The organism is Derxia lacustris (assembly GCF_002105195.1).
GTDB classification, from domain to species: domain Bacteria; phylum Pseudomonadota; class Gammaproteobacteria; order Burkholderiales; family Burkholderiaceae_E; genus Derxia; species Derxia lacustris.
The window spans coordinates 111755-133086 of the sequence record NZ_MUHU01000011.1; the positions used below are offsets into that span (position 1 = coordinate 111755).

The following is a 21332-nucleotide window of genomic DNA, read 5'->3' on the forward strand; positions in this document are numbered from 1 at the left end:
CTCGATGCGCGACCTGCACCGCGACACTCCTGGCCGCACCGCGCGCGTGGCCCTGCGCATTGCGGCCGCCCTCGGTCTGGCGCTGGCGCTGCTGTTCGTCACCACCGACCGCCATGACGACGCGCGCGACGCCGGCAGCGGCGTCGCCAGCCAGCGCCCGAGCGCGCCGACCCAGCCCGCCAACGGCCCCGGCGGCGCCGACCTCAGCTACGGCGCGGTGCAGCGCAACCGCTATGGCGAAGGCGCCAGCGAGGTGTGGATCTACGAGCCGACCCAGCCGCGCCCGGTCAGCGCGCCGCTGGTGGTCTTTCTGCATGGCTGGGGCGGCAGCAATCCGCGCGTCTACGGCGCCTGGATCGAGCACATCGTGCGGCGCGGCGCGGTGGTGGTGTTTCCGCGCTATCAGGCCGATCTGCTCGCCGAGCCCGACCGCTTCGCGCCGCAGGCGGCCGACTCGGTGCGCAATGCCATCGCGCTGCTGCGCAACGAGGCCGGCCATGTGCAGCCCCAGCTCGACCGCGTGGCCTTCGTCGGCCATTCGGTCGGCGGGCTGATCGCCGCCGCGCTGGCGGCCCGCGCCGAAGCCGAGAGCCTGCCGGTGCCGCGCGTGGTCATGGCCGTCAACCCGGGCCTGAGCGAACGCGTGCCCGGCGCCCGCGCCTTCGCCCTGCCCGACCTGGCCGGCATCGCGCCCGGCACGCTGCTGCTGGCGGTGGCCGGCGATGCCGACCGGTTTGCCGGCACGGCCGACGCCCGCCGCATCGTGGCCGAAGCCAGCCGCGTGGCGGCCGCCGACAAGAACCTGGTGCTGCTGCATTCCGACGAGCACGGCACGCCGGCGCTGCTGGCCGACCATTTCGCCGCGCTCGCGCCCGACGCCAGCTACGACAGCGGGGAGCCGCGCCTGAGCCCGGAAATCGGCGTGCGCGAACGCATGCGCGAACGCGGCCGCGACCGCATCGCCGACGGCGCCGAACTCGATCTGGCGGCCAGCGTCGAGCACGCCAGCGCGCCACGCGCCAGCGTCGACGCGCTCGACTGGTATGGCCCGTGGAAGCTGTTCGACGCGCTCTGCGACACCGCCTTCCGCAGGCTCGGCCGCGAGGCCGCGCTCGGCGACCGGCCGCCGCAGCGCTTCATGGGCCACTGGAGCGACGGCGTGGCGGTGCGCGAAGCCGAAGTGCTGCCGGTCGGCGCCGACCGCTGAGCCGGCGTCAGCGCCGGTCCGGCAGCATGCCGCGCTCGATGATGAAACCGATCACCTCGTCCAGCCCCTCGCCGGTCTTGAGGTTGGTCATCACATAGGGCCGGCTGCCGCGCATGCGCTCGGTATCGCTGCGCATCACCGGCAGCGAGGCGCCCACATGCGGCGCGAGATCGATCTTGTTGATGACCAGCAGATCGCTCTTGGTGATGCCCGGTCCGCCCTTGCGCGGAATCTTCTCGCCGCCGGCCACGTCGATGACGTAGAGCGTCAGATCGCTGAGTTCGGGGCTGAAGGTGGCCGCCAGGTTGTCGCCGCCCGACTCGATGAACACCAGCTCCAGCGCCGGAAAGCGCTTGCTCATGCGATCGACCGCCTCCAGGTTGATCGACGCATCCTCGCGGATCGCGGTGTGCGGGCAGCCGCCGGTCTCCACGCCCATGATGCGTTCGGCCGGCAGCGCCTCGGCCGCCACCAGCAGCCGCTCGTCCTCCTTGGTGTAGATGTCGTTGGTCACCACGGCCAGGTCGTAGCGCTCGCGCATGCGCTTGCACAGCACCTCCACCAGGGTGGTCTTGCCCGAGCCGACCGGCCCGCCGACGCCGACCCGCAGCGGATTGGATTGCAGGGATGTGTGGGTGATTGCAGTCATGGAAATCCGTTGAAAGAAGCCGCCGCCATTCGCGCGGTCGGCCGGCACGCGGATGCAAGGATCGGGCGCAGCCGGCTGCCGACCGCCATCCGCACCGGTGCCGGCTGCGCGCGTGCCGGGGCCGAACCTATACTGCCCCGCATGCCCGCTGCACCGCGCGGCGCACCTGCCGATCACGGCCGATGAACCTCCGCACGCCTGCCATGACCAGCCTCGACCACGCCGCCAGCCCGGAGGCGCCCCCCGCTGCGGCGGCCGCCTCGGTGCCCGACACCGATGCCGCACCGCGCCGCGCCCGCGGCCTGACCTGGATCGTGATCGGCCTCACCAGCCTCATCTGCGCGCTGTTCGTGCTGCTGCATTTCCATCAGCGCCAGGCCATCCGCGAGATAGCGATCTCGGTCGAGGGCATGCGGCTGGCGCGCATCGAGCTGGCGCATGCGCTCGACGCGGCGCAGTACGGCGACGACAGCACCTATCGGCGCGACCAGGCGCTCGACCTCGCGCATCAGGCGGTGGCCGGGCTGGCCGTCACCCTGAGCCGGCTGCCCGACAACGATCCGGCCGACGACGCCGGCCTGCCCGACGACATCGAGCGGCTCAGCGACCAGATCGAGGCCTGGCGCAGCGCCACGGTCGACGACTTCGGCGCGCGCGCCCGGCTGCGCGCCGCCTTCCATCGCGTGGAGCAGCGCGCCGACCACATCGACGAGCGCGCCCGCGCCCATGTGCGCCAGCTCGATGCCGAGCAGGCCAGCCAGTTCCGCGCCGCCGCCGTGTTTGCGCTGCTGCTGCTGCTGGGCATCGGCGCGATCGCGCGCAGCAGCGCCCGGGCCCAGCGCGAATCCGAGCGCGCGCTCATCAACAGCCGGCGCCTGTTCGAGACGCTGGCGCGCATCTCGCCGGTCGGCATCTACCGCACCAACGCCTTCGGCAACGAGGTCTATGCCAACGAGCGCTGCCGCGACATCCGCGGCCTGCCGCCGGGCGAAGCCGGCCGCGGCCTCGACGAGCATGTGCATCCCGACGACCGCGAGCGGGTACGCGCGCGCTGGCGCAATGCGGTCGAGGACATGCGCGGCTTCCATGACGAATACCGGCTGCTGCATCCCGACGGCAGCGAGGTCTGGGTGCTCAACCAGGCCGTGCCCGAGGTCAGTGCCGACCGCACCGTGCTGGGCTATGTCGGCACGCTGACCGACATCACCGCGCGCAAGCGCGCCGAGCTGCTGGCGCACGGCCAGCGCGCGGTGCTCGAACTGATCGCCAGCGGCCAGCCGGTCGATCAGGCGCTCGATGCGCTGCTGGCCAGCATCGAGGAGCTGGACCCGGAACTGATCTGCCTCGTCACCCGCCACGGCCCCGACCGCGACAGCGCGCCGGTGGCGCTGGCGCGGCGGGTGGCGGCCGAGCCGCTGCTGGCGTTGCAGGCCAGCGCCCTCGCCGCCCGCACCCAGGTGCAGGACGAGGGCGCCGGCCGCGATGCCCGGCTGCGCGCGCGCAACACGCCGGTCTTCCTCGCGCTCGGCGCCGAGAACGGCGAGCCGGCGCTGCCGGCCGGCTCGCTGTGGTACCTGGCGCTGGCCGACGACAGCCGGCCGCTCGGCAGCTTTGCGGTGTTCCGGCGCGCCGCCACGCCGCCCGGCGCAGCCCAGCTCAATGTCATTGAGACCGCCGCCCACACCGCCGCCATCTGCCTGCAACGCCATCGCGACGAAGCCGCCCTGCGCAGCAGCGAGCAGCGCTTTCGGCAGCTGGCGCAGTCGCTGCCGCAACTGGTGTGGAGCGGCCGGCCCGACGGCCGCTGCGACTTCCTGGGCCGGCAATGGGCCGAATTCACCGGCCAGCCGACCGAAAGCCTGCTCGGCTTCGAATGGTTCGACCGCATCCATCCCGATGACCGGCCGATGCTGCGCGCCACCTGGGAAGCCGCCCATCCGACCGAGGGCCTGCATACCGAGCTGAGGCTGCGCCGCCACGACGGCAGCTACCGCTGGTTCGACGTGCGCGCATTGCCGCTGCTCGACGACGGCGGCCGGGTGCTGCGCTGGTTTGGCACCGGCACCGACGTGACCGAATCGCGCGCCCTGCGCGATGCGCTGCACCGCGCCAACACCCGGCTCGAACTCAAGGTGGCCGAGCGCACCGCCGAGCTGAGTCTGGCCAAGGAGGCCGCCGAGGCCAGCAACCGGCTCAAGTCCGAGTTCCTGGCCAGCATGAGCCATGAGCTGCGCACGCCGCTGCACGCCATCCTCGGCTTCACCGACATGCTGCTGCGTGGCCTGCCCGGCCCGCTCAATCCGGCCCAGACGCGCCAGCTCGGCAATGTGCACACCAGCGCGCGCCATCTGCTGTCGCTCATCAACGACCTGCTCGACGTGGCGCGGGTGGAATCGGGCAAGACCCAGCTCAGCATCGCGCCGCTCGATGCCGGCGCCATCGTGGCCGACGCGGTCGAGGTGCTGCGTCCGACCGCCAGCAGCAAGGGCCTCGACCTGCAACTGGCGCTGCCGGCCAAGCCGGCGCAGGTACTGGCCGACCGGCGCGCGCTGACCCAGATCGTCATCAACCTGCTCGGCAACGCGATCAAGTTCACCGACAGCGGCTGGGTCCGCATCGAGGTGGCGCTGGCGGCCGGCCAGACCGTGATCGCGGTGGCCGACAGCGGCTGCGGCATCGCGCCCGAGGATCAGGCGCGGCTGTTCCAGGCGTTTACCCAGGCCGAGCCGGGGCGCCATCACAGCCAGGGCGGCACCGGGCTCGGGCTCTACCTGTGCCGCCGGCTGGCCGACGAACAGGGCGGCAGCATCGCGCTCGACAGCGCGGTCGGGCACGGCAGCCGGTTCACCCTCCGCCTGCCGACGCCGGCCGAGGGGCTGGCCGCCTGAGCCGGCCGGGCGGCGCCGCGCTCAGGAGCGGAACAGCCGCGAATACTGCGACTCGTGGCGCGCCGACTCGATGGCCAGACCGAGCGCCGCGCTGCCCAGCTCGTCGTCGCCGAGCGCGGCCGCCGTGGCGACCGCCGCCTCGACCTCGGCATGCAGCGCCACCAGCATCCGCTGGCCGGCCATCTGGCCGAGCGGCACCAGCTTGACCGCCGCGATCACCTGGTTCTCGGTCCAGGCCCACAGATAGGCCGCCAGCCCCTCGCGCGCCGGCAGGCCCAGCTGCGCGCAAGTCCAGGCAAAGCCGGCGCAGAAGGCCAGCGGCTCGGCCGGCGGCGGCGCCACGCCCAGCGCCGGCAGCGCGCGCGCCAGCGAGGCGCCGGTCTGGAGCGCCTCGGCGCGCAGCTCGGCGGTCTCGCGCAGCGCGATGAAGCGGGCATTGAGCCGGGCGAACTGCGCCGTGTCGCCGGCCCGCGCCGCCGCATGCAGCCGCAGCCAGAGCGGCGCCTCGACCCGCGCCAGCACCAGCCGCAGGTGATCGCCGATCCAGCGCAGCGCTGCCGGCTCGTCGGCCGCGATGCCGTGCTCCACCGCCGCCTCCAGCGCCTGCGAATAGGCGAAGGCGCCGACCGGCAGCGCCGGGCTGGCCAGATGCAGCAGCGCCAGCAGCGGACGCAGCGCGCCGGGCGCGGCCGGAGCGGGCGCGGCGCCGACTGCCACCGGAGCCGCCCCGGAGGTGGCCGGCATCGCGCCGGCGAGCGCGTCGGGCGGCGTCATGCCGCGCCCCGCGCGCGCCGCGCATGCGCCTCGATCGACAACTGCTCGCCGACCGTCGCCGACACCTCGTCGATGTCGTCGCCGTGGTGGTGATGGCCGTGCGCATCGGCACCGTGCGAATGCGCATAGGCGCCGGTCTCGGGATCGAATGGCGCCTCGACCGCAGCCACGTCCACGCCCAGGCCGGCCAGCATCCGCGCCAGCACCGGGTCGCGCTCGATCAGCAGATGGTCCTCGGCGATCTGCACCGCCACATGCCGGTTGGCCAGGTGATACAGCGCGCGCATCAGCAGATAGGGCGCGAGCGCGGTCACGCGCAGCACCGCCTCGGGCTCGGCCTCGACCAGCAGCCGCTCGCCACCGGCGGCCAGCAGCTGGTCGCCGTCATGCAGCACGCTGCCGCGCGGCAGCGTCAGCGCCACCGGCGTGCCGTCGGTGAGAACAGTGGAAAGCCGGCTGCGCTGGCGCGCATCGAAGGGCAGGCGCAGCCGGCGCAGACCGGCCGAAGGCAGCGTGGGGGGCAGGACCGAAACGATCTGGAGCATGGAAACAGGAAGTGGCGGCGTTCGGGAAAACCCTCGGAAACGCTCGGATAAAGGCGGCTGTTACGCCGGTGTTCGACCCGCCGGGCCGCAAGCGACATGCCAATACTCAAAACTCCCCTTCAGTCTGCGGTCAGTCACGATGAAAAAACTCAGCTTGAGAACGCGGCTCTGGCTTCCGATCCTGGCCAGCCTGTTCTGCCTGGCGATCGCCGGCCTCATCGGCGCGCTGCAAGCCCGTGCCGATCGTCTCGCCGACCGGAAGATCGCCCTCACGCACATGGGCGATCTGGCCTACAGCATCGTCGGCGAATATGCCGCCATGGCCGCCTCCGGCAAGCTGACCGAAGCCGAGGCCAAGCGTCAGGCCGCCGATCGCATCGCCGCGCTGCGCTTTGGCAGCGATGGCTACTTCACCATCTCCGACTCGCATGAGCATGTGGTGCGCCACGCAATCAAGGTCGAGCTCAACGGTACCGACCAGACCAACTTCCGCGATCCGGCCGGCACCTATGTGTACCGCGAGGTGAGCCGGGTCGGACGCGAATCGGGCAATGGCTTCTTCAGCTATCTGTGGCCCAAGCCGGGGTCGTCCAAGCCCGAGCCCAAGCTGGGCCATGTGCGCAGCTTCAAGCCCTGGGACTGGAACCTGATCGCCGGCCTGTACATGGACGATCTCGACGCCGAATTCCGTGCCGCCGCGCTGCGCGGCGCGCTCGTCACCGGTGGCATCGCCGCGCTGCTGTTCGGGCTGGTGCTGGCGGTCAATCGCTCGATCCTGGCGAGCCTGGGCGGCGAGCCGGCCACGGCGAGCGCCATCGCGCGCAGCATCGCCGACGGCGATCTCACGGTCGAGGTGCCGCTGCGCCCGGGCGACGGCGACAGCCTGATGGTGGCGCTGCGCGACATGCGCGACAGCCTGCGCGCCACGGTGGTCACGCTGGCCTCGGCGGCGGCCTCGGTCGCCCATGCCACCAGCGAGATCGCGTCCGGCAATGCCGACCTGTCGCATCGCACCGAGGCCCAGGCCTCGTCGCTGCAGGAAACCGCCGCCAGCATGGAAGAGCTGACCGGCACCGTCGGCGCCAATGCGCTGAACGCGCGCCAGGCCGAGCAGATGACGCGCGCGGCGAGCGAGATCGCGGTGCGCGGCGGCGAAGCCGTGGGCCGGGTGATCGACACCATGAACGGCATCCACGAGGCCTCGCGCCGGGTGGTGGACATCATCGCGGTCATCGAAGGCATCGCCTTCCAGACCAACATCCTGGCGCTCAATGCGGCGGTCGAGGCGGCCCGCGCCGGCGACCACGGACGCGGCTTTGCCGTGGTGGCCAGCGAGGTGCGCGCGCTGGCGCACCGGGCGTCGGACTCGGCCAAGCAGATCCAGGCGCTCATCAACGATTCGGTCGAGCGCGTCGAGACCGGCAGCGGTCTGGTCAACGAGGCCGGCGACACCATCCGCACCGCAGTCGAGTCGGTGACGATGGTGGCCGAGCTGATGGGCGAAATGGCCAATGCGGCCGGCCAGCAGGGCGCCGGCATCGCCCAGGTGAACAGCGCCATCGGCCACATGGACGCCACCACGCAGCAGAACTCGGCACTGGTGGAACAGGCCGCCGCCGCCGCGCAGGCGTTGCGCGATCAGGCGGTCAGCCTCAATGCGGTGGTGGCGCGCTTCAGGGTGTGAGGCGGCGTCAGCCCCAGGCCGGCGCCAGCCGGCGCCGCAGCCGCGCGCTGGTGGCATCGACCGCGAGCACCAGCACGAACATGGCGAGCAGCACGGTCGCGGCCTGCCGCTGGTGAAACAGCGACAGATGGAAGTACAGCATCTGCCCCAGCCCGCCGGCGCCCACAAAGCCCAGCACCGCCGCCATGCGGATGTTCATCTCCCAGCGGTACAGCGCATAGGCCAGAGCTTGCGCCGCCACCAGCGGCAGCCGGCCCCAGGCAAACGCCGCGAGCCGGCCGGCGCCGGCCTCGACCAGCGCCTGCTCGGGCGCCGGTGGCGAGTTTTCCAGCGCCTCGGCAAACAGCCGGCCGAGCACGCCGGTGGTGTGCAGCGCCAGCGCCAGCGCGCCGGCAAACGGCCCCATGCCGGCCGCCAGCACCATCAGCGCGGCCCAGACCAGCTCGGGCACGCTGCGCAGCAGATTGAGCAGCAGCCGCGCGCCGGCCCGCGCCGCCCGCCCGCCGCGCCCCGCCGCCGGCAGCGCCAGCAGCGCGCCGCCCAGCACCGCGAGCAGGCTGCCGGTGGCCGAGACCGCCAGCGTCTGCACCGCCGCCGCGCCGGTCTGACGCAGAAAGGCCCAGCGCAGATCGGGCGGAAAAAACTCGGCGATGAAGCCACCCATCGCACGCAGGGCCGCGGGCGCGAGCAGCGCGCCAAAGTCGATGGCCAGCAGCGCAAAGCTGGCCGCGACCGCCGCCAGCAGGCCGAGCGCCATGCCCAGCAGCAGCAGCCGGCGCGTCAGCATGTCGCGATGCGCATTCATGCAAGCGCCCGCCGCAGCCCGGCGCTGATCGCATCGGCCAGCCAGACCAGCGCCACAAAAGTGAGCACGATGGCGCTGGCCTCGCCGCCGGCCAGCATCTTCATCGACTGGTCCATCAGCTGGCCCAGGCCGCCGGCACCGACAAAGCCCATCACCACCGAGGCGCGCACCGCGCATTCCCAGCGGTAGGCGGTGTAGGACGCCAGCTCCGGCGCGGCGCCGGGCGCCAGGCCCCAGCCCAGTGCCGCGAGCCGGCCGGCGCCGGCCTCCAGCAGCGCGCGCGCCGGCCGCGCATCGACCGATTCCAGAATCTCGGCATAGACCTTGGCGAGCATGCCGCCGTAGGTGATGGCCAGCGCCAGCACGCCGGCCGCCGGCCCGAGCCCAAACACCCGCACGAACACCAGCGCCCACACCACCTCGGGCACGGCGCGCAGCGCCAGCGTGAGCACGCGCGCCAGCCGCCGCAGCCAGCGCCCGCGCGCCAGGCCCGGCCCCGGTCCCAGGCGCGAGACCGACAGCGCGCCGGTCATCGCGCAGCCGAGCGGCAGCGCCAGCAGCAGCGCGAGCGCGATGCCGGCGGTGGCCATCGCCAGCGTCTCGACCGTGGCGCGGGCCAGCAGCGCGAGGAAGTCGGCGCCGGTTTCGGGCGGAAAAAAGCTGGCGAGAAAGCCGCCGATGACCGCGAGATTGCCGGGCGCAAACAGCGCCGCCGGATCGAAGCCGGCCAAATCCAGCAGCGGCCACAGCGCCGCCATGCCGGCGACCGCCAGCGTGGCGCGGCGGCGCGCAAGCGGATCGCGCAGCGGCGCGGCGGCGGACGCGCCAGGCGCCGCCGCAGGCGCGCTGGCCGGCCCGCTCACGCCGGCCTCGCCGCGTCGTTGCCGTACAGCGCCGCGAGGCAGGCCGGCGTCACCTGCGCCGCCGGCAGATCGAACAGCACCGCGCCATCGCGCAGCCCGATCACGCGCGCAAAGCGGCGCAGCGCCAGCTCCACCGCATGCAGCGACGCCACCAGCGTGGCGCCGGTCGCCTCGCTCTGCGCCAGCAGCGCGCCGAGCGTGGCCTCGGCCAGCGTGGGGTCGAGCGCGGCGACCGGCTCATCGGCCAGCAGCAGCGCCGGCGCCTGATACAGCACCCGCGCCACGCCCACGCGCTGAAGCTGCCCGCCGGAAAGCCGGTCGCAGCGGTCGAACAGCCGGTCGGCCAGATCGAGCCGCGCCAGCGCCGCCTGCGCGCCGGCGCAATCGGTCGGCCAGGCCAGCGCCAGCGCCGCGCGCCATGCCGGCCATTGCCCGAGCCGGCCCGCCAGCACCGCGGTCACCACGCGCTGGCGCGGCGGAATCGGCGCCGCCTGATGCACGCTGCCGATGCGCGACCGCAGCCGGCGCAGCTCGCGCGCGCCCAGCCGCCACGGATCGGCCCCGAGCAGCGTCACATCGCCCTCGGTCGGCCGCAGCGCCGCGCCCAGCACCCGCAGCAGCGTCGTCTTGCCGGCGCCCGACGGCCCGATCACCGCAATGCGCTCGCCCGGCCGCGCCGCCAGCGTGACGGCGCCCAGCGCGCGCTGGCCGTTGCCATGCACCACGCCCACGCCGTCGAGCGCGAAGCCGCCGCCTGCCTGCCGCACGCCGGTCATGCCGCTTACTTGGCCGGATCGAGCAGGCCGGCCGCCTTGGCCGCCGCCTCGATGCCGTCGTAGTTGGCCGACTTCGTCGGCACGAACTTGCTGGCGCGTTGCAGCGCCATGATTTCCTTGTGCTCGGGATTGGCCGGGTCGAGCTTGAGGAAGGCGTCGGTCAGCTTCTTGGTCAGCGCCGCGTCGAGGCCGGGGCGCACCGTCCAGTTGTAGTCGTAGAACGGCGGCGTGGTTGCCAGCACGCGCACCTTGGCCACGTTGGCGTTGCCGGCCTCGGTCAGCTTGTCGAACACCGAGGCGTTGAGCACGCCGGCCTCGGCCCGGCCCGCCGCCACAAAGGCCACGGTCGCGTCATGCGCGCCCGAGAACGCCACCGCCTTGAAGTCGCGGTCGGCGTCGATGCCGTCCTTCATCAGGAAGTAGCGCGGCATCAGATGGCCCGAGGTCGACGACGGCGCGCCGAACGCGAAGGTCTTGCCCTTCAGGTCGGCCAGCGATTTGGCCGGGCTGTCGACGGGCACGATGAACTTGCTGGTGAACTTCTCGTCCTCGGCGCGCTGCACGATCGGCGTCGCGCCGCCATGCGTGCGGATGCGCGCCTGCACAAAGGTGAAGCCGCCGAGCCAGGCCAGATCGATCTTGTTGCTGGCCAGCCCCTCGACCACCGCCGCGTAATCGGTGACCGGCGTGAACTGCACATCGAGCCCGGTCTCCTTCCTGAGGTAGTCGCCGAGCGGGCGGAACTTGCGTTGCAGCTCGGTCGGCGCCTCGTCGGGGATGGCCGACACGCGCAGCACGGTGGCTTGCGCCGCCGCCTGTTCGGCAGCGCCGGCAGCGGCGAGTGACAGGGCAAGCGCGGCGATGTCGCGCAGCGCGCGGCGACGGAAAAGCGTGGTCATGGGCAGCGTCCGGAAGTAGGGCGAAAGCGGGCGGCCATTGTCGTTCAAGCCAATGACGGCGCCGGCCGCGCGCCGGCATGCGCCTGCGGGGCCGGCGCTGACGGCTGCCACAATCGCGCGCAACTGCCGCCGCGCGCCCCCTGCCCTGCCCGAGCTTCCGCATGAACGCCATCACGCCCGAACCCGTCCGCCTCACCGCCTTCTCGCACGGGGGCGGCTGCGGCTGCAAGATCGCGCCCGCCGTGCTGGCCGACATCCTGCGCAACACCGGCGCCGGCCTGATCCCGCCCGAACTCATGGTCGGCATCGAGACCGCCGACGATGCCGCCGTCTACCGCCTCAACGACGAGCAGGCGCTCATCGCGACGACCGATTTCTTCATGCCCATCGTCGACGACCCCTACGACTTTGGCCGCATCGCCGCGACCAATGCCATCAGCGACGTGTACGCGATGGGCGGCCGGCCGATCCTGGCGCTGGCCATCGTCGCCATGCCGGTCGCCAAGCTGCCGCCCGAGACCATCGGCCGCATCCTGGCCGGCGGGCAGGACGTGTGCCGCGCCGCCGGCATCCCCATCGCGGGCGGCCACACCATCGACTCGGTCGAGCCGATCTACGGGCTGGTCGCGCTCGGGCTGGTGCATCCCGACCGGGTGCGGCGCAATGCGGCGGCGCGCGCCGGCGATGTGCTGGTGCTGGGCAAGCCGATCGGCGTCGGCGTGCTGTCGGCCGCGCTCAAGAAGGGCCGGCTCGATGCCGCCGGCTACGCACGGATGATCGACACGACCACGCGGCTCAACACGCCGGGCATGCGGCTCGCGGCCATGGACGGCGTGCATGCGCTGACCGATGTGACGGGCTTTGGCCTGGCCGGCCATGCGCTGGAGATGGCGCGCGGCGCGGGGCTGGCGGTGACGATCGACTGGGCGCGCGTGCCGCTGATCGAAGGCGCGGAGGCGCTGGCGGCGGAGGGCTGCATCACGGGGGCGTCGGGGCGCAATTGGGCGAGTTATGGCGATTCGGTCGTGCTCGATGCGGGGTTGCCGGCGCTGGCGCGCGATCTGGCGAGCGATCCGCAGACGTCGGGGGGATTGCTGGTGAGCTGTGCGCCGGAGGCGGTGGAGGCGGTGCTGGCGGTGTTTGGGGAGGAGGGGTTTGCGCAGGCGGCTGTGGTTGGGGGCGTGCGGGAGGGTGCGGCGTCGCTGCGGATTACGCGGGATTGAAATTGTTTGGGTCGGGAATGGCGGCGGGAATTGGCAAGGCCGTCACTTATGCCGAGAACATGCGTGCTGTCTCGGACGCTTATTCAGCTTTGCCGGCGAGTATTTTCGGCCTGAAAACAATCGGCCGCAATTCGTTTTTTGTGCTCAGGTGGCAATTGGTGCACACAGTGTGAATGAAAAGTGGCGCCCGATCGATTCGTTGCCAATGACAATATTTTGCCTACCGCAATCGCCGAGTTATCGTGCAAATCATTGCACAAGCATTTGATTTGACGAGCATTTCTTTGGGCAATGCCGTGTTATCCGGCGGCGTTATGCAATTTGCGATGAGCTTGAGTTGAGCGTGCATGGTTTGTCGTGAGTTTTAGTACGCAGACAGAATTATCCTGAATGATTGAAGTGCTCGTGAAATCATGGGTTTGTTGGGTAAACTGGCAAGTAGGAGTCGCGGTGGGAATGGTGTTATCCGGCGCGATATGCACGCTAAAACAGGTTAGAAGGCAAAAATCATGACTCTGTGCGTAGTCTGGAGAAAAAACGACGAAGTGCATTTCGCGTCTGACTCAAGAGTGACGTTAGCTAAAAACTCCCATGCTGATGTTGGCATCAAGGTTCTCTCGCTTCCGTATAACATTTATTCGCCATGTGATTCCAGCACAGGTAAGCGATCACTGGTTGCGACCGGAGAACTCGGCATGTGCTTTGCCGGAAGCGCCGTGAATTCACTTTTTGTCAAAGAGTCGGTCGCAGAAGTCCTAAAAGAACTTCAATATGCTCCGGGCTACAGCAATACCAGCATGAATGGTTTGGCTCAGCTCGTATTTACGGCGTATCGCCTTATCTCAAAAGAAGTGTGTAGCACAGTAATCGGTGGCAATGGAAGAGCTGCGCTCGTTATTGCGGGGTGGTGTATTGAGAAAAAGTGTGTCCGCACATTTTATCTGGAGACAAGTGACGAAAATAAGCATTCCTGCAAGGAGATTCTCACTGCACCAAACCAGCACCATTTTATCGGCAGCGGCAAGAGCAAAGCTGGAGCTCTTTTGCCCATGAATCCATCGGACACCGACTATTTAAGAGTTTTGAAATCGGTTATTGACGATCCAACCGTGGATTCTGTCGGCGGCTCGATTCAATACGGTCATTTTGAAAATAACAACTTCAAATTATCTGGAATCGTAGAGCGGAAGGAAGGTGTTCACTATTGGCGCGGAGCGTTGGATCTCAACAGCACTGAGTTTATGGGTGCGGATGACATCCTTGTCCCTAGTCTCAGTTATATCGATCCGTTCAACACGTTCTCGCGGTAACTTGCTTTCTAACAATTCGTTCCATCGGACGGCCCTGACGGGCCGCCGCTGAACTCAAACTTGGCCAGATCAATGCCAACTCGCACAATCGTCATGGACTTCTCCCCTCGAAAGTGAACGTGATGAGTTGTGAGAACCCCATCGTGGCACGTCAGTGCTGTTCAGCGGCTTCCGCGCCGCAGCTTCGGGACGGGGAAGTCCCTTTCATTCGTTAGAGATCACGATGACAAGCAACGACTATCTCCCATCAAGCACCGTCCTATGCTTTGAAAATTTCAAAGAAGCATCCCTGTACTTTGATCGCGTGCTTCCTTTGAATATGGGACGGATGCGTGGCGATTCCACTGTTGGCGACATTCTGGTGGGCTATCCAGAAGAGGTACCGTCTGCAGCCCTTTCCCACCTTATTGACGGAATTGAAGGGAACACCGTTACTTATAGTCACGCCACTCGCGTGATGGAATTCACCGCTAATAGGTGGGTTGAATTTGCTAAAGAGGTGCAGCCATACGCGAGGCTATGGTCACCGGACCCCAGGCGTCCCGACGATGATGAGCTTCAAAACCAATACCGTAAGCTCCAAAAATCCTATTTTGCAGATGCGTCCACTTCTGGGGCAACGCCGATTCGCGAAGCATTTCGCCGCTACGCGAAAGGCATTGGATTCGACCGTTTCTGTGTTGCAGTTCCTACGGCAGCTGGGGCGGGTGGCAGTCAGTGCGACCCGAGCATTACCCTGTCGAAATTAAACCTTGTCGATGCTAGCCAAGCCGAATGGCGGCAAATCATCGAGCTTCGAAAAGACATCGAGTCGCATCGGAAGTTAGCGAGATTGCGACTGTTCATTCATAAGAATTACGCAGACTGCTCATTCGCCTACATCGAGGATGATCTTTCACAGCGCATTGAAGAGTATGAGCGCGTGACGAAAAAGTTCGGATTGAAAACCACTTTGTCCTCACTGTCGCTGCTGCTTGACGCTAATGCTCTTCAAGCGTCCGCCGGAGCAGGGCTTGTAGCTGGGCTGTTTGGCGGTCCACTTGTTGGGCTGTCTGCCGCCGCGGTCGTTGAGATCGGGAAAATTGCAGTCAATATTGCAGAGAAGCATCACGACTTAAAGGATTGGCAGTCGGGGCATGATCTCGCGTTTATCTTCGACACTAAGAAGGCCCTGTCTTGAGCTTCGACGTGATCTCTAACCTTTCGTTCAAACGGACCCGCCTTCGGCGGTCCGCGCAAGTCAAACATCGAACCGCACATGCCGCGAACGATCTACTGCTGGCGCTGTCGAGTGGAGCTTCCGATGCTGACTGAGGACGAGTGGGAGAAGGTCGCTCCTTCGCTTGCCAATGCGGTCACTCAGATCAAGGCATACCGAGAGTTGCATCAATGCACCCTTGCCGAAGCCAGCACAAAGGGCTTTGGCCTAGAGGCTTTGATTGTCTATGAGCGAATAACCGGATTCAAGGAAACGAATCCCAACACCTTGTTCCATCACCGACTCAGCATTTACGGACCGCCTTGCAGCGAGTGTGGAAAGCCGCTCCGTACACCACAGGCAAGGTATTGCGCGATGTGCAGCACCGAGCGGGTCGTGAAGGACAACTCTGTTGGCTAAGAGCCTGTTTGAAAACTCAAAAGCAGCGGCCAGAGGTAGGATTTCACAGCGAAAATCGCCCAATTTTTGTGCAAGAACGCGGCAATTAAGACTGCGTCCAGACCATTTTTCGATGTTCCATTGAGTTTTCAAACAGGCTCTAAGTCGTTGCGGTCCGATCAAGGGGTGCGTTTCAACCTTTTGCTGCAGCGGACGTTAGGCCTAACAAAACCGCACTGCCATGCTTACTGTTGAATTGCCAGGACTGCCGGGCGAACCCCCATACCCTGTGCAGATTGCGCTGCCAGGGGTCAGCACTTTCAGAGAGGGCTACGTGCTGAAGTTCAAGCCCGATGCTGGCGATGCTTGGGTCGGAAACTTTCAGAGAGGCGCGAGCTACTACTGTGCGTTCCTTCAACTCCATATCGACCGGGTTGCAGTCGTGGCGGGTGGTCAAGGCTACGTCGTTGACACACTGCGCCAAGTTCACCAGCACGCCTTCGGAGGAGACATCATGTGCCTCTTGCCAATTGAGGGAAGCACGGATTTTCTGACAATCAGCAATACTAATATCGAACGCCACAGTTCTACCCATCGAGCTTGGCGAAGCACAAGGATTGCTTGGGACGGGATTGGCCGGGTAAAGATTGAAGGAGAAAACCTTGTAGGGCGTGCTCGTCACTTCGACGATTCCTGGCACAGCTTTCAAGTAGATCTCCTTACTGGGCAACACACCGGCGGAGCGTACGAAGGGTAAGGCCTAACTCAAACTACAAGGGCTTCCCCGTCTGTCAACAAGAAGCTCGCTGCGGCCTGAATGAATTCAAGGCGCACGAAATACCAGCCATCAAAACCAGCGCACAGCCAATTACTCAATACAAACTAACAATACCGAATCGGCAAGTGAAAGACTGCGAAACCGCAACCGCTCTTTGCAAAGCAATCGAATCGCCTCTGACCCTAATGAAAGACGCGCGCAGGGGCCTCGATCTTTAGCCTAAATAATTTCTGATGCGAATGCATTCACGGCGGCTGCATTCATCCAGCTCTGCGGACAACAATCAAGAAATCGCCATCGTTCATGCGGCAGCGTTTCCACAGCCAAATCGCATCAAAATCCCATGCGCCAGCTGCTCAATTCCAAACTCACTCAAATCCCCCACCGCCATCCGCTCGGCGCTTGCAAACCCAGCCAGATGCGTAGCCTGCGACCGCGCATAAAGCGGGTCGTAATGCAGCACCATCAATTCGGCAAACAGCTGCGTCAGCTCACCCGCCTCGGCCCAGCCGATCCAGCGCGTCAGCGTTTCGTTGCTCTGCAAGCCGTGCAGCCGCGCAAGCTTGCCCGCCAGCGCCGCCCGATCGTCGCCCAGATAGGCGTAATCGCGCAGCAAATAAGCCAGCCGCGCCTCGCGCGTGGCCTCGATCTCCACGCAAGGGCTTTCGCGCAGCCGCGTGAGCAGCGCCGTCGGCAGCGCGAGCTGGCCGATCTTGCGGCTCTCGGCCTCGACGAAGATCGTGCGCGCCGGGTCGAAGCGCTCCAGCGCCGCCGCGATCCGCGTCTCGAATGCCTTCTGCGACGGCTGGGCCACGCCCGGCAGGTCGCCGAGCACCGAGCCCTTGTGCGCCGCGTATTCCTCCAGATCGAGCACCTGCTCGCCCAGCGCCGCCAGCGCCTGCAGCACGCGCGTCTTGGCGCTGCCGGTCGGCCCGCTCACCACGCGCAGTTGCAGCGCGGGCGCCCGGGTGTCGATGAGTTCGACCACATGCTGGCGCCAGCGCTTGTATCCGCCGCCCAGCTGCTGCGCATCCCAGCCCACCAGCCGCAGCCAGGTGACCATCGAGCCGCTGCGCATGCCGCCGCGCCAGCAATAGATCAGCGGCTTCCACTTGGCGGGCTTGTCGGCGAAGTGTTCGCGCAGGTGGCGCGCGAGATTGGCGGCGACCATTGCGCCGCCCACGCGCCGGGCCTCGAAGGCGCCCTGCTGCTTGTAGAGCGTGCCGACGATGCGGCGCTCCTCGTCGTCGAGCACCGGGCAGTTGATGGCGCCCGGGATGTGGTCGAGCGCGTACTCGGCCGGCGAGCGCGCATCGACAAGGGCGTCGAAGGCCGGGATGTCGGCGACGGTGGCGGGGCGTTTGTTGGACATCGGCGGGCGCGGGCGTGAGGGGCTGGGCCGGCGATGGTAAGGGCGCGGTCGACGGCAACCGCAACGCGCACGGCGCGGCCGACGGCGCCCCCAACGCTCACGGCGAGCGCCGCCACGCCGCCCGCCGCTGCCGAATTACGCCGCCGCGAGCTTGCGCGAGCGCCGCGCCACAAAGCCCGTCAGGCCGAAGGCCACGCCGCCGAGCAGCAGCGCGTCCGGTTCGGGCACCGGCGTCAGCGCCGTGACGCTGCCGGTCTCCAGCAGCGCGATGTGGTCGTTGTAGGTCTCGGTAAACGAGCTGCCCAGGGGATCCTGGTTGTAGCGGCCGCCGAACACGATGCTCTGCGTGCCCGCGAGCGCGGTTGCGCGCGTGAGCGGCTGGCTGAACACGAGCCAGAGCGCGTCCTGCCCGTGGTAGGGCGCGGAGTCGACGATCTCGAACGCGCGGCCGGCCGGCGCCGATGCGGGCGTCCACACGAACGAGTAGATGCCGTCGCCGGTCTGCCAGCTGGTGGACGAGGCCGGCGTGCCGATGACCAGGCCCGAGATCACGGCGCCGGTGTCGGCGTCGGTGACAAAGCTGCCGCTGAAGCTGATGCCGTAGCTGCCGCCCGTCGTTTGCAGATTCGACAAGGTCCATTCGACGGTGCCGGCATGGGCGGCGCCGCTGGCAACGGCAAGGGCGATGACAAGCGCGGCACGGCGAAGCTTGGGAAAGTGGAAGTTCATGTGCGTGAAGTGCGGAAGTAGTGGGCGAAATTGCCTGTTGCAAGGGCTCACCTGCGGAGCCCTGTCCGTCTTACCCCGCGCCTCGGCCATGGTTTTTTGTCCGGCTCCGCGCGCAACGGACGGATTTGCAATCCTTCACGACTGCTCGGCGAACCGCGCCGGCTGGCCGCCCGCCCCCGCGCGCCCGACCGCCCATCGCGCATCACGCCCGTGCCGCGAACACGTCATGGCGCCATCACCGGCGGCGGCTCCACTCCAGGGTTCCCTTCCCTTGCCAGAGAGCCCCACATGGATCGCCGCGCCTTCCTGCGCCTGACCGGCTTCTTCACCGTCTCGTCGGCCGCTGCCGGCCTCGCCGCCTGTTCCGACGACAACGGCACGCCCGCCGAACCGGCCGGCCGCTACCTGTTCGCCGAAGGCGTCGCGAGCGGCGACCCGCGCCCCGCGAGCCTCGTGTTCTGGACCCGCGCCAGCCGCGCCACCGGAACCGACGACGTGGCCGTGCGCCTCGAAGTCGCCAGCGACGCGGCCTTCGCCACCGTGGTCGCGCGCGCCGATCTCACGGCGCAGTCGCGCTATGACTTCACCGTGCGCCACAAGGTCACGGGCCTGGTCGCCGGCACGCGCTACTGGTATCGCTTTGTCGCCGGCAGCGACACCAGCGCCATCGGCCGCGCCAAGACCGCGCCGGCCGCCGCGAGCAGCCCGGCGCAATTGCGCTTTGCCTACTTCACCTGCCAGGACTGGACGGTGAACCACTGGCAGGCCATGAGCCTGATGGCGGCCGAGGACCTCGACTTCGTGGTCCACCTCGGCGACTACATCTACGAAACCATCGGTCAGGCCTTCCAGAGCGGCGCTGCCGAGCCGGCGCACACCGCGCTCAGCTTTCCGGACGGCACCGCGCTCGGCAGCGGCAAGTACGCCACCACCGTGGCCGACTACCGCTCGCTCTACCGGCGCTATCGCGGCGACGCGCGGCTGCAAACCGTGCACGCCAGCTTCCCGGCCATCGTGATCTGGGACGACCACGAGTTCACCGACGACGCCTGGAAGGATCACCAGACCTATACCAACGCCAACCTCGAACAGCTCGACCGCCGCCGCTCGGCCAACCAGGCCTGGGCCGAGTACATGCCGGTCGACTGGGGCGACGTGGGCTTCGACCTGAACACCGCCGGCTACGAAAACATCCGCATCTACCGCAGCTTCGACTTCGGCAACCTGATGTCGCTGGTGATGACCGACGAGCGCCTGTACCGCGACGACCACACCGTGAACGAAGCGCAGTACGCCTCGCTCACCGGTGCCGATCCGGTCAATGGCGAAAGCTCGATCGGCGCGCGCTATTTCGTGCCGCGTCCGCTGCTGGCGCAGTTCGAGGCCGCCGACACCGCCGCGCTCGGTCGCGCGCCGCAAATCCTCGGCCCCACGCAGACGCAGTGGTGGAAGGACACGATGAAGGCCTCGGCCGCGACCTGGAAGGTCTGGGGCAACGAGGTGACGCTGAACCGCATGTGGCTCGACCTGACCGCCGCCGCGCCCGCGCCCTACAACCAGGTCTTCGTCGTCAACGCCGACGTGTGGGACGGCTATCCGACGCACAAGGCCGATCTGCTGGCCCATCTGCGCGACAACGCGGTGAAGAACGTGGTCGCCATCACCGGCGATCTGCACGCCTTCCAGGCCGGCGTGGTGCGCGACAACAACACGCCCGCCGGCACTGCCGTGCTGACCGACTTCGTCACCGCCGGCATCAGCAGCGGCTCGATGTACAGCTATTTCGCGGCCGGCGGCAGTACCGGCCCGCTCGCGCCGCTGGTGGCCACGGCCGCCACCTTCGACGGCGTGATCCGCGCCAACAACCCCGACTTCGCCTACGTGGATCACGACGCCCAGGGCTATGCCAGCGTCACGGTCACGCCGGCGAAGTTCGAGGTGGTGTTCACCAAGGTGGCGCGGCTTGCGACCGACGGCTCGGCGCCGGCGCTGGCCTCGGCCGTCGCCAAGCGCACCAGGTGCACGGTCACCGCCGGCACGGTGGCCATCGCCATCGCCGACAACGTCTGACGCGAACGCGTCAGGGCTTTTGCGCCGGGTCCCAGTGCTCGGCGATCTTGCCGTTCTCGATGCGGAACAGGTCGAACCAGGTGGTCGTGTACTTGCGCGCCGGGTCGCCGCGCTCGGCGTACTCGCGCGCAAACACCAGGGTCACGTAGTCGCCCTCGGCCACGATGGCGACCAGCGGCGCGAGGATGCGCGGCTCGACCGGCTTGGGCTGGCGGAGGCGCGCGAAGAATTCCTTGAACGCGGCGCGGCCGCTGGCCACGTTGGGGTTGTGCTGGATGTAGCTCTCGGTCAGGTAGCGGTCGGCCTGATCGAGATGACCGCCCTCGAACACCTCGCGCCAGAAGTCGTAGACGAGCTTCTTGTTGGCGGCGAGCTGGGGCTGGGCGCTGGCGAGCAGCGCGGTCTGGTCGGGCGCGGCCTGTACCGGCACCTGGGCCCGGGCGGCATGGCCGGCGAGCAGACCGGCGGCAAGCAGCGCGCTGGCGAGGATCGATTTCATGGGCGGGCTCCGTCAAAAAGCGGCGGACTCTAGCGCCAGAACCCCTCGCCGCCTGCTGCCGCCTACGACGCAATCGGCATGTCGATCTGTCCGCTCAGCGCGCCGCCAGAATCGTCTCGACCCACTTCGCGTAGGTGACGAGGAACTTGCCGAGAAAGTCGCGCGTGCCGTCGGCGGCGATACCGCCCTGCTCGTCGAACAGCGCGGCGCCGTTGCCCAGATAGACCTCGGGCCCCGCCAGCACCGGCACGTCGAGGCACATGAGCGATTGCCGCAGATGGTGGTTGGCGCCAAAGCCGCCGATGGCGCCCGGCGACAGGCTCGCGACCGCCGCCGGCTTGCCTGCGAAGCAGCTCTTGCCGTAAGGCCGCGAGCCCACGTCGACCGCGTTCTTCAGCAGCGCGGGCACCGAGCGGTTGTATTCGGGCGTGATGAAGAGCACGCCGTCGGCCGCGCCAATCTTCTGGCGGAACTCGACCCACTCGGCGTCGGGTTCGGCCTCGCGCTCATCGTTGTAGAAGGCCAGCGCGGTGATCTCGACGATGTCGAGCCTGAGTCCCTCGGGCGCGATGCCGGCCAGCGCGAGCGCCAGCTTGCGGTTGAGCGAAGCCTTGCGCGGGCTGCCGACGAGGACGGCGATGTTGCGGGTGGTCATGGCGGGTTC

At 68.0% G+C, this 21332-nt stretch carries 20 protein-coding genes; 8 read left to right on the top strand and 12 right to left on the bottom strand.

The annotated features are described in order from the left end of the window. Positions 1–4: 4 nt before the first annotated feature. Positions 5–1207: an alpha/beta hydrolase fold domain-containing protein gene (locus tag B9P64_RS11915; RefSeq protein ID WP_139826288.1), complete on the top strand. Its 1203-nt coding sequence runs from the start codon at positions 5–7 to the stop codon at positions 1205–1207. A 7-nt stretch (positions 1208–1214) separates the two neighbouring features. On the opposite strand, the gene ureG is transcribed toward B9P64_RS11915, so the two are convergent. After that, complete coding sequence (gene ureG, locus B9P64_RS11920; protein ID WP_085316636.1) at positions 1215–1856, bottom strand: urease accessory protein UreG; 642 nt, start codon at positions 1854–1856, stop codon at positions 1215–1217. Between the two features lie 203 nt (positions 1857–2059). Here ureG and B9P64_RS11925 point away from each other — a divergent pair, with 203 nt between their 5' ends. Beyond that, the gene (locus B9P64_RS11925; protein ID WP_176256815.1) at positions 2060–4744 is read left to right on the top strand and encodes a PAS domain-containing sensor histidine kinase; all 2685 of its coding nucleotides are present in this window, start codon (positions 2060–2062) and stop codon (positions 4742–4744) included. Between the two features lie 21 nt (positions 4745–4765). On the opposite strand, the gene B9P64_RS11930 is transcribed toward B9P64_RS11925, so the two are convergent. Beyond that, entirely contained in the window at positions 4766–5488 is a 723-nt protein-coding gene (locus B9P64_RS11930; protein WP_085316637.1) for an urease accessory protein UreF, read from the bottom strand. A gap of 26 nt (positions 5489–5514) precedes the next feature. After that, complete coding sequence (gene ureE / locus B9P64_RS11935) at positions 5515–6063, bottom strand: urease accessory protein UreE (protein WP_085316469.1); 549 nt, start codon at positions 6061–6063, stop codon at positions 5515–5517. 154 nt (positions 6064–6217) lie between these two features. Here ureE and B9P64_RS11940 point away from each other — a divergent pair, with 154 nt between their 5' ends. Continuing rightward, positions 6218–7747, top strand: a complete 1530-nt coding sequence (locus B9P64_RS11940) for a methyl-accepting chemotaxis protein (protein WP_235839985.1) — start codon at positions 6218–6220, stop codon at positions 7745–7747. A 7-nt stretch (positions 7748–7754) separates the two neighbouring features. On the opposite strand, the gene phnE is transcribed toward B9P64_RS11940, so the two are convergent. The 4 genes from phnE to B9P64_RS11960 all read right to left on the bottom strand — a co-directional run bounded on the left by phnE (position 7755) and on the right by B9P64_RS11960 (position 11090). Further along, the gene (gene phnE, locus B9P64_RS11945) at positions 7755–8552 is read right to left on the bottom strand and encodes a phosphonate ABC transporter, permease protein PhnE (RefSeq protein ID WP_235839986.1); all 798 of its coding nucleotides are present in this window, start codon (positions 8550–8552) and stop codon (positions 7755–7757) included. After that, entirely contained in the window at positions 8549–9310 is a 762-nt protein-coding gene (locus B9P64_RS11950) for a PhnE/PtxC family ABC transporter permease (RefSeq protein WP_085316638.1), read from the bottom strand. The genes phnE and B9P64_RS11950 overlap by 4 nt, the downstream gene beginning before the upstream one ends. Positions 9311–9411: 101 nt before the next feature. After that, positions 9412–10191: a phosphonate ABC transporter ATP-binding protein gene (locus tag B9P64_RS11955; RefSeq protein ID WP_085316471.1), complete on the bottom strand. Its 780-nt coding sequence runs from the start codon at positions 10189–10191 to the stop codon at positions 9412–9414. A gap of 5 nt (positions 10192–10196) precedes the next feature. Then, on the bottom strand, positions 10197–11090 hold the full coding sequence (locus tag B9P64_RS11960) for a putative selenate ABC transporter substrate-binding protein (RefSeq protein WP_085316640.1): 894 nt from the start codon (positions 11088–11090) through the stop codon (positions 10197–10199). 161 nt (positions 11091–11251) lie between these two features. On the opposite strand from B9P64_RS11960, the gene selD reads away from it, so the two are divergent. From selD to B9P64_RS24425, 4 genes are all read left to right on the top strand, one after another. Then, positions 11252–12313: a selenide, water dikinase SelD gene (selD, locus tag B9P64_RS11965; protein WP_085316472.1), complete on the top strand. Its 1062-nt coding sequence runs from the start codon at positions 11252–11254 to the stop codon at positions 12311–12313. Positions 12314–12822: 509 nt separating this feature from the next. Continuing rightward, positions 12823–13623, top strand: coding sequence for a hypothetical protein (locus tag B9P64_RS24415; protein ID WP_139826289.1), 801 nt, complete (start codon positions 12823–12825; stop codon positions 13621–13623). Between the two features lie 223 nt (positions 13624–13846). Then, positions 13847–14803, top strand: coding sequence for a hypothetical protein (locus B9P64_RS24420; protein WP_139826290.1), 957 nt, complete (start codon positions 13847–13849; stop codon positions 14801–14803). Positions 14804–14926: 123 nt separating this feature from the next. Beyond that, positions 14927–15241 (top strand): hypothetical protein, encoded by a 315-nt coding sequence (locus B9P64_RS24425; protein WP_139826291.1) that lies wholly within the window; start codon positions 14927–14929, stop codon positions 15239–15241. 172 nt (positions 15242–15413) lie between these two features. Here B9P64_RS24425 and B9P64_RS24430 read toward each other — a convergent pair whose 3' ends face one another. From B9P64_RS24430 to B9P64_RS11975, 3 genes are all read right to left on the bottom strand, one after another. Then, complete coding sequence (locus B9P64_RS24430) at positions 15414–15929, bottom strand: hypothetical protein (RefSeq protein WP_139826292.1); 516 nt, start codon at positions 15927–15929, stop codon at positions 15414–15416. Positions 15930–16299: 370 nt separating this feature from the next. Then, positions 16300–17370, bottom strand: coding sequence for a tRNA 2-selenouridine(34) synthase MnmH (gene mnmH / locus B9P64_RS11970; RefSeq protein ID WP_085316473.1), 1071 nt, complete (start codon positions 17368–17370; stop codon positions 16300–16302). A 135-nt stretch (positions 17371–17505) separates the two neighbouring features. Beyond that, positions 17506–18099 (bottom strand): hypothetical protein, encoded by a 594-nt coding sequence (locus tag B9P64_RS11975; protein WP_085316474.1) that lies wholly within the window; start codon positions 18097–18099, stop codon positions 17506–17508. 288 nt (positions 18100–18387) lie between these two features. Here B9P64_RS11975 and B9P64_RS11980 point away from each other — a divergent pair, with 288 nt between their 5' ends. Continuing rightward, positions 18388–20169, top strand: a complete 1782-nt coding sequence (locus tag B9P64_RS11980; RefSeq protein ID WP_085316475.1) for an alkaline phosphatase D family protein — start codon at positions 18388–18390, stop codon at positions 20167–20169. A 10-nt stretch (positions 20170–20179) separates the two neighbouring features. Here the strand turns inward: B9P64_RS11980 and B9P64_RS11985 are convergent, their stop codons facing one another. Both B9P64_RS11985 and B9P64_RS11990 read right to left on the bottom strand, forming a co-directional pair. Next, positions 20180–20668, bottom strand: coding sequence for a nuclear transport factor 2 family protein (locus tag B9P64_RS11985; protein ID WP_085316476.1), 489 nt, complete (start codon positions 20666–20668; stop codon positions 20180–20182). A gap of 94 nt (positions 20669–20762) precedes the next feature. Next, complete coding sequence (locus tag B9P64_RS11990; RefSeq protein ID WP_085316477.1) at positions 20763–21323, bottom strand: NADPH-dependent FMN reductase; 561 nt, start codon at positions 21321–21323, stop codon at positions 20763–20765. Positions 21324–21332 lie beyond the last annotated feature (9 nt).

Excerpts from the sequence above, each read along its gene's own strand:
- B9P64_RS11915 (WP_139826288.1), top strand. The coding sequence starts at position 5 with ATGCGCGACCTGCACCGCGACACTCCTGGCCGCACCGCGCGCGTGGCC.
- ureG (WP_085316636.1), bottom strand. The coding sequence starts at position 1,856 with ATGACTGCAATCACCCACACATCCCTGCAATCCAATCCGCTGCGGGTC.
- B9P64_RS11925 (WP_176256815.1), top strand. The coding sequence starts at position 2,060 with ATGACCAGCCTCGACCACGCCGCCAGCCCGGAGGCGCCCCCCGCTGCG.
- B9P64_RS11930 (WP_085316637.1), bottom strand. The coding sequence starts at position 5,488 with ATGCCGGCCACCTCCGGGGCGGCTCCGGTGGCAGTCGGCGCCGCGCCC.
- ureE (WP_085316469.1), bottom strand. The coding sequence starts at position 6,063 with ATGCTCCAGATCGTTTCGGTCCTGCCCCCCACGCTGCCTTCGGCCGGT.
- phnE (WP_235839986.1), bottom strand. The coding sequence starts at position 8,552 with ATGAATGCGCATCGCGACATGCTGACGCGCCGGCTGCTGCTGCTGGGC.
- B9P64_RS11950 (WP_085316638.1), bottom strand. The coding sequence starts at position 9,310 with ATGGCGGCGCTGTGGCCGCTGCTGGATTTGGCCGGCTTCGATCCGGCG.
- B9P64_RS11955 (WP_085316471.1), bottom strand. The coding sequence starts at position 10,191 with ATGACCGGCGTGCGGCAGGCAGGCGGCGGCTTCGCGCTCGACGGCGTG.
- B9P64_RS11960 (WP_085316640.1), bottom strand. The coding sequence starts at position 11,090 with ATGACCACGCTTTTCCGTCGCCGCGCGCTGCGCGACATCGCCGCGCTT.
- selD (WP_085316472.1), top strand. The coding sequence starts at position 11,252 with ATGAACGCCATCACGCCCGAACCCGTCCGCCTCACCGCCTTCTCGCAC.
- B9P64_RS24415 (WP_139826289.1), top strand. The coding sequence starts at position 12,823 with ATGACTCTGTGCGTAGTCTGGAGAAAAAACGACGAAGTGCATTTCGCG.
- B9P64_RS24420 (WP_139826290.1), top strand. The coding sequence starts at position 13,847 with ATGACAAGCAACGACTATCTCCCATCAAGCACCGTCCTATGCTTTGAA.
- B9P64_RS24425 (WP_139826291.1), top strand. The coding sequence starts at position 14,927 with ATGCTGACTGAGGACGAGTGGGAGAAGGTCGCTCCTTCGCTTGCCAAT.
- mnmH (WP_085316473.1), bottom strand. The coding sequence starts at position 17,370 with ATGTCCAACAAACGCCCCGCCACCGTCGCCGACATCCCGGCCTTCGAC.
- B9P64_RS11975 (WP_085316474.1), bottom strand. The coding sequence starts at position 18,099 with ATGAACTTCCACTTTCCCAAGCTTCGCCGTGCCGCGCTTGTCATCGCC.
- B9P64_RS11980 (WP_085316475.1), top strand. The coding sequence starts at position 18,388 with ATGGATCGCCGCGCCTTCCTGCGCCTGACCGGCTTCTTCACCGTCTCG.
- B9P64_RS11985 (WP_085316476.1), bottom strand. The coding sequence starts at position 20,668 with ATGAAATCGATCCTCGCCAGCGCGCTGCTTGCCGCCGGTCTGCTCGCC.
- B9P64_RS11990 (WP_085316477.1), bottom strand. The coding sequence starts at position 21,323 with ATGACCACCCGCAACATCGCCGTCCTCGTCGGCAGCCCGCGCAAGGCT.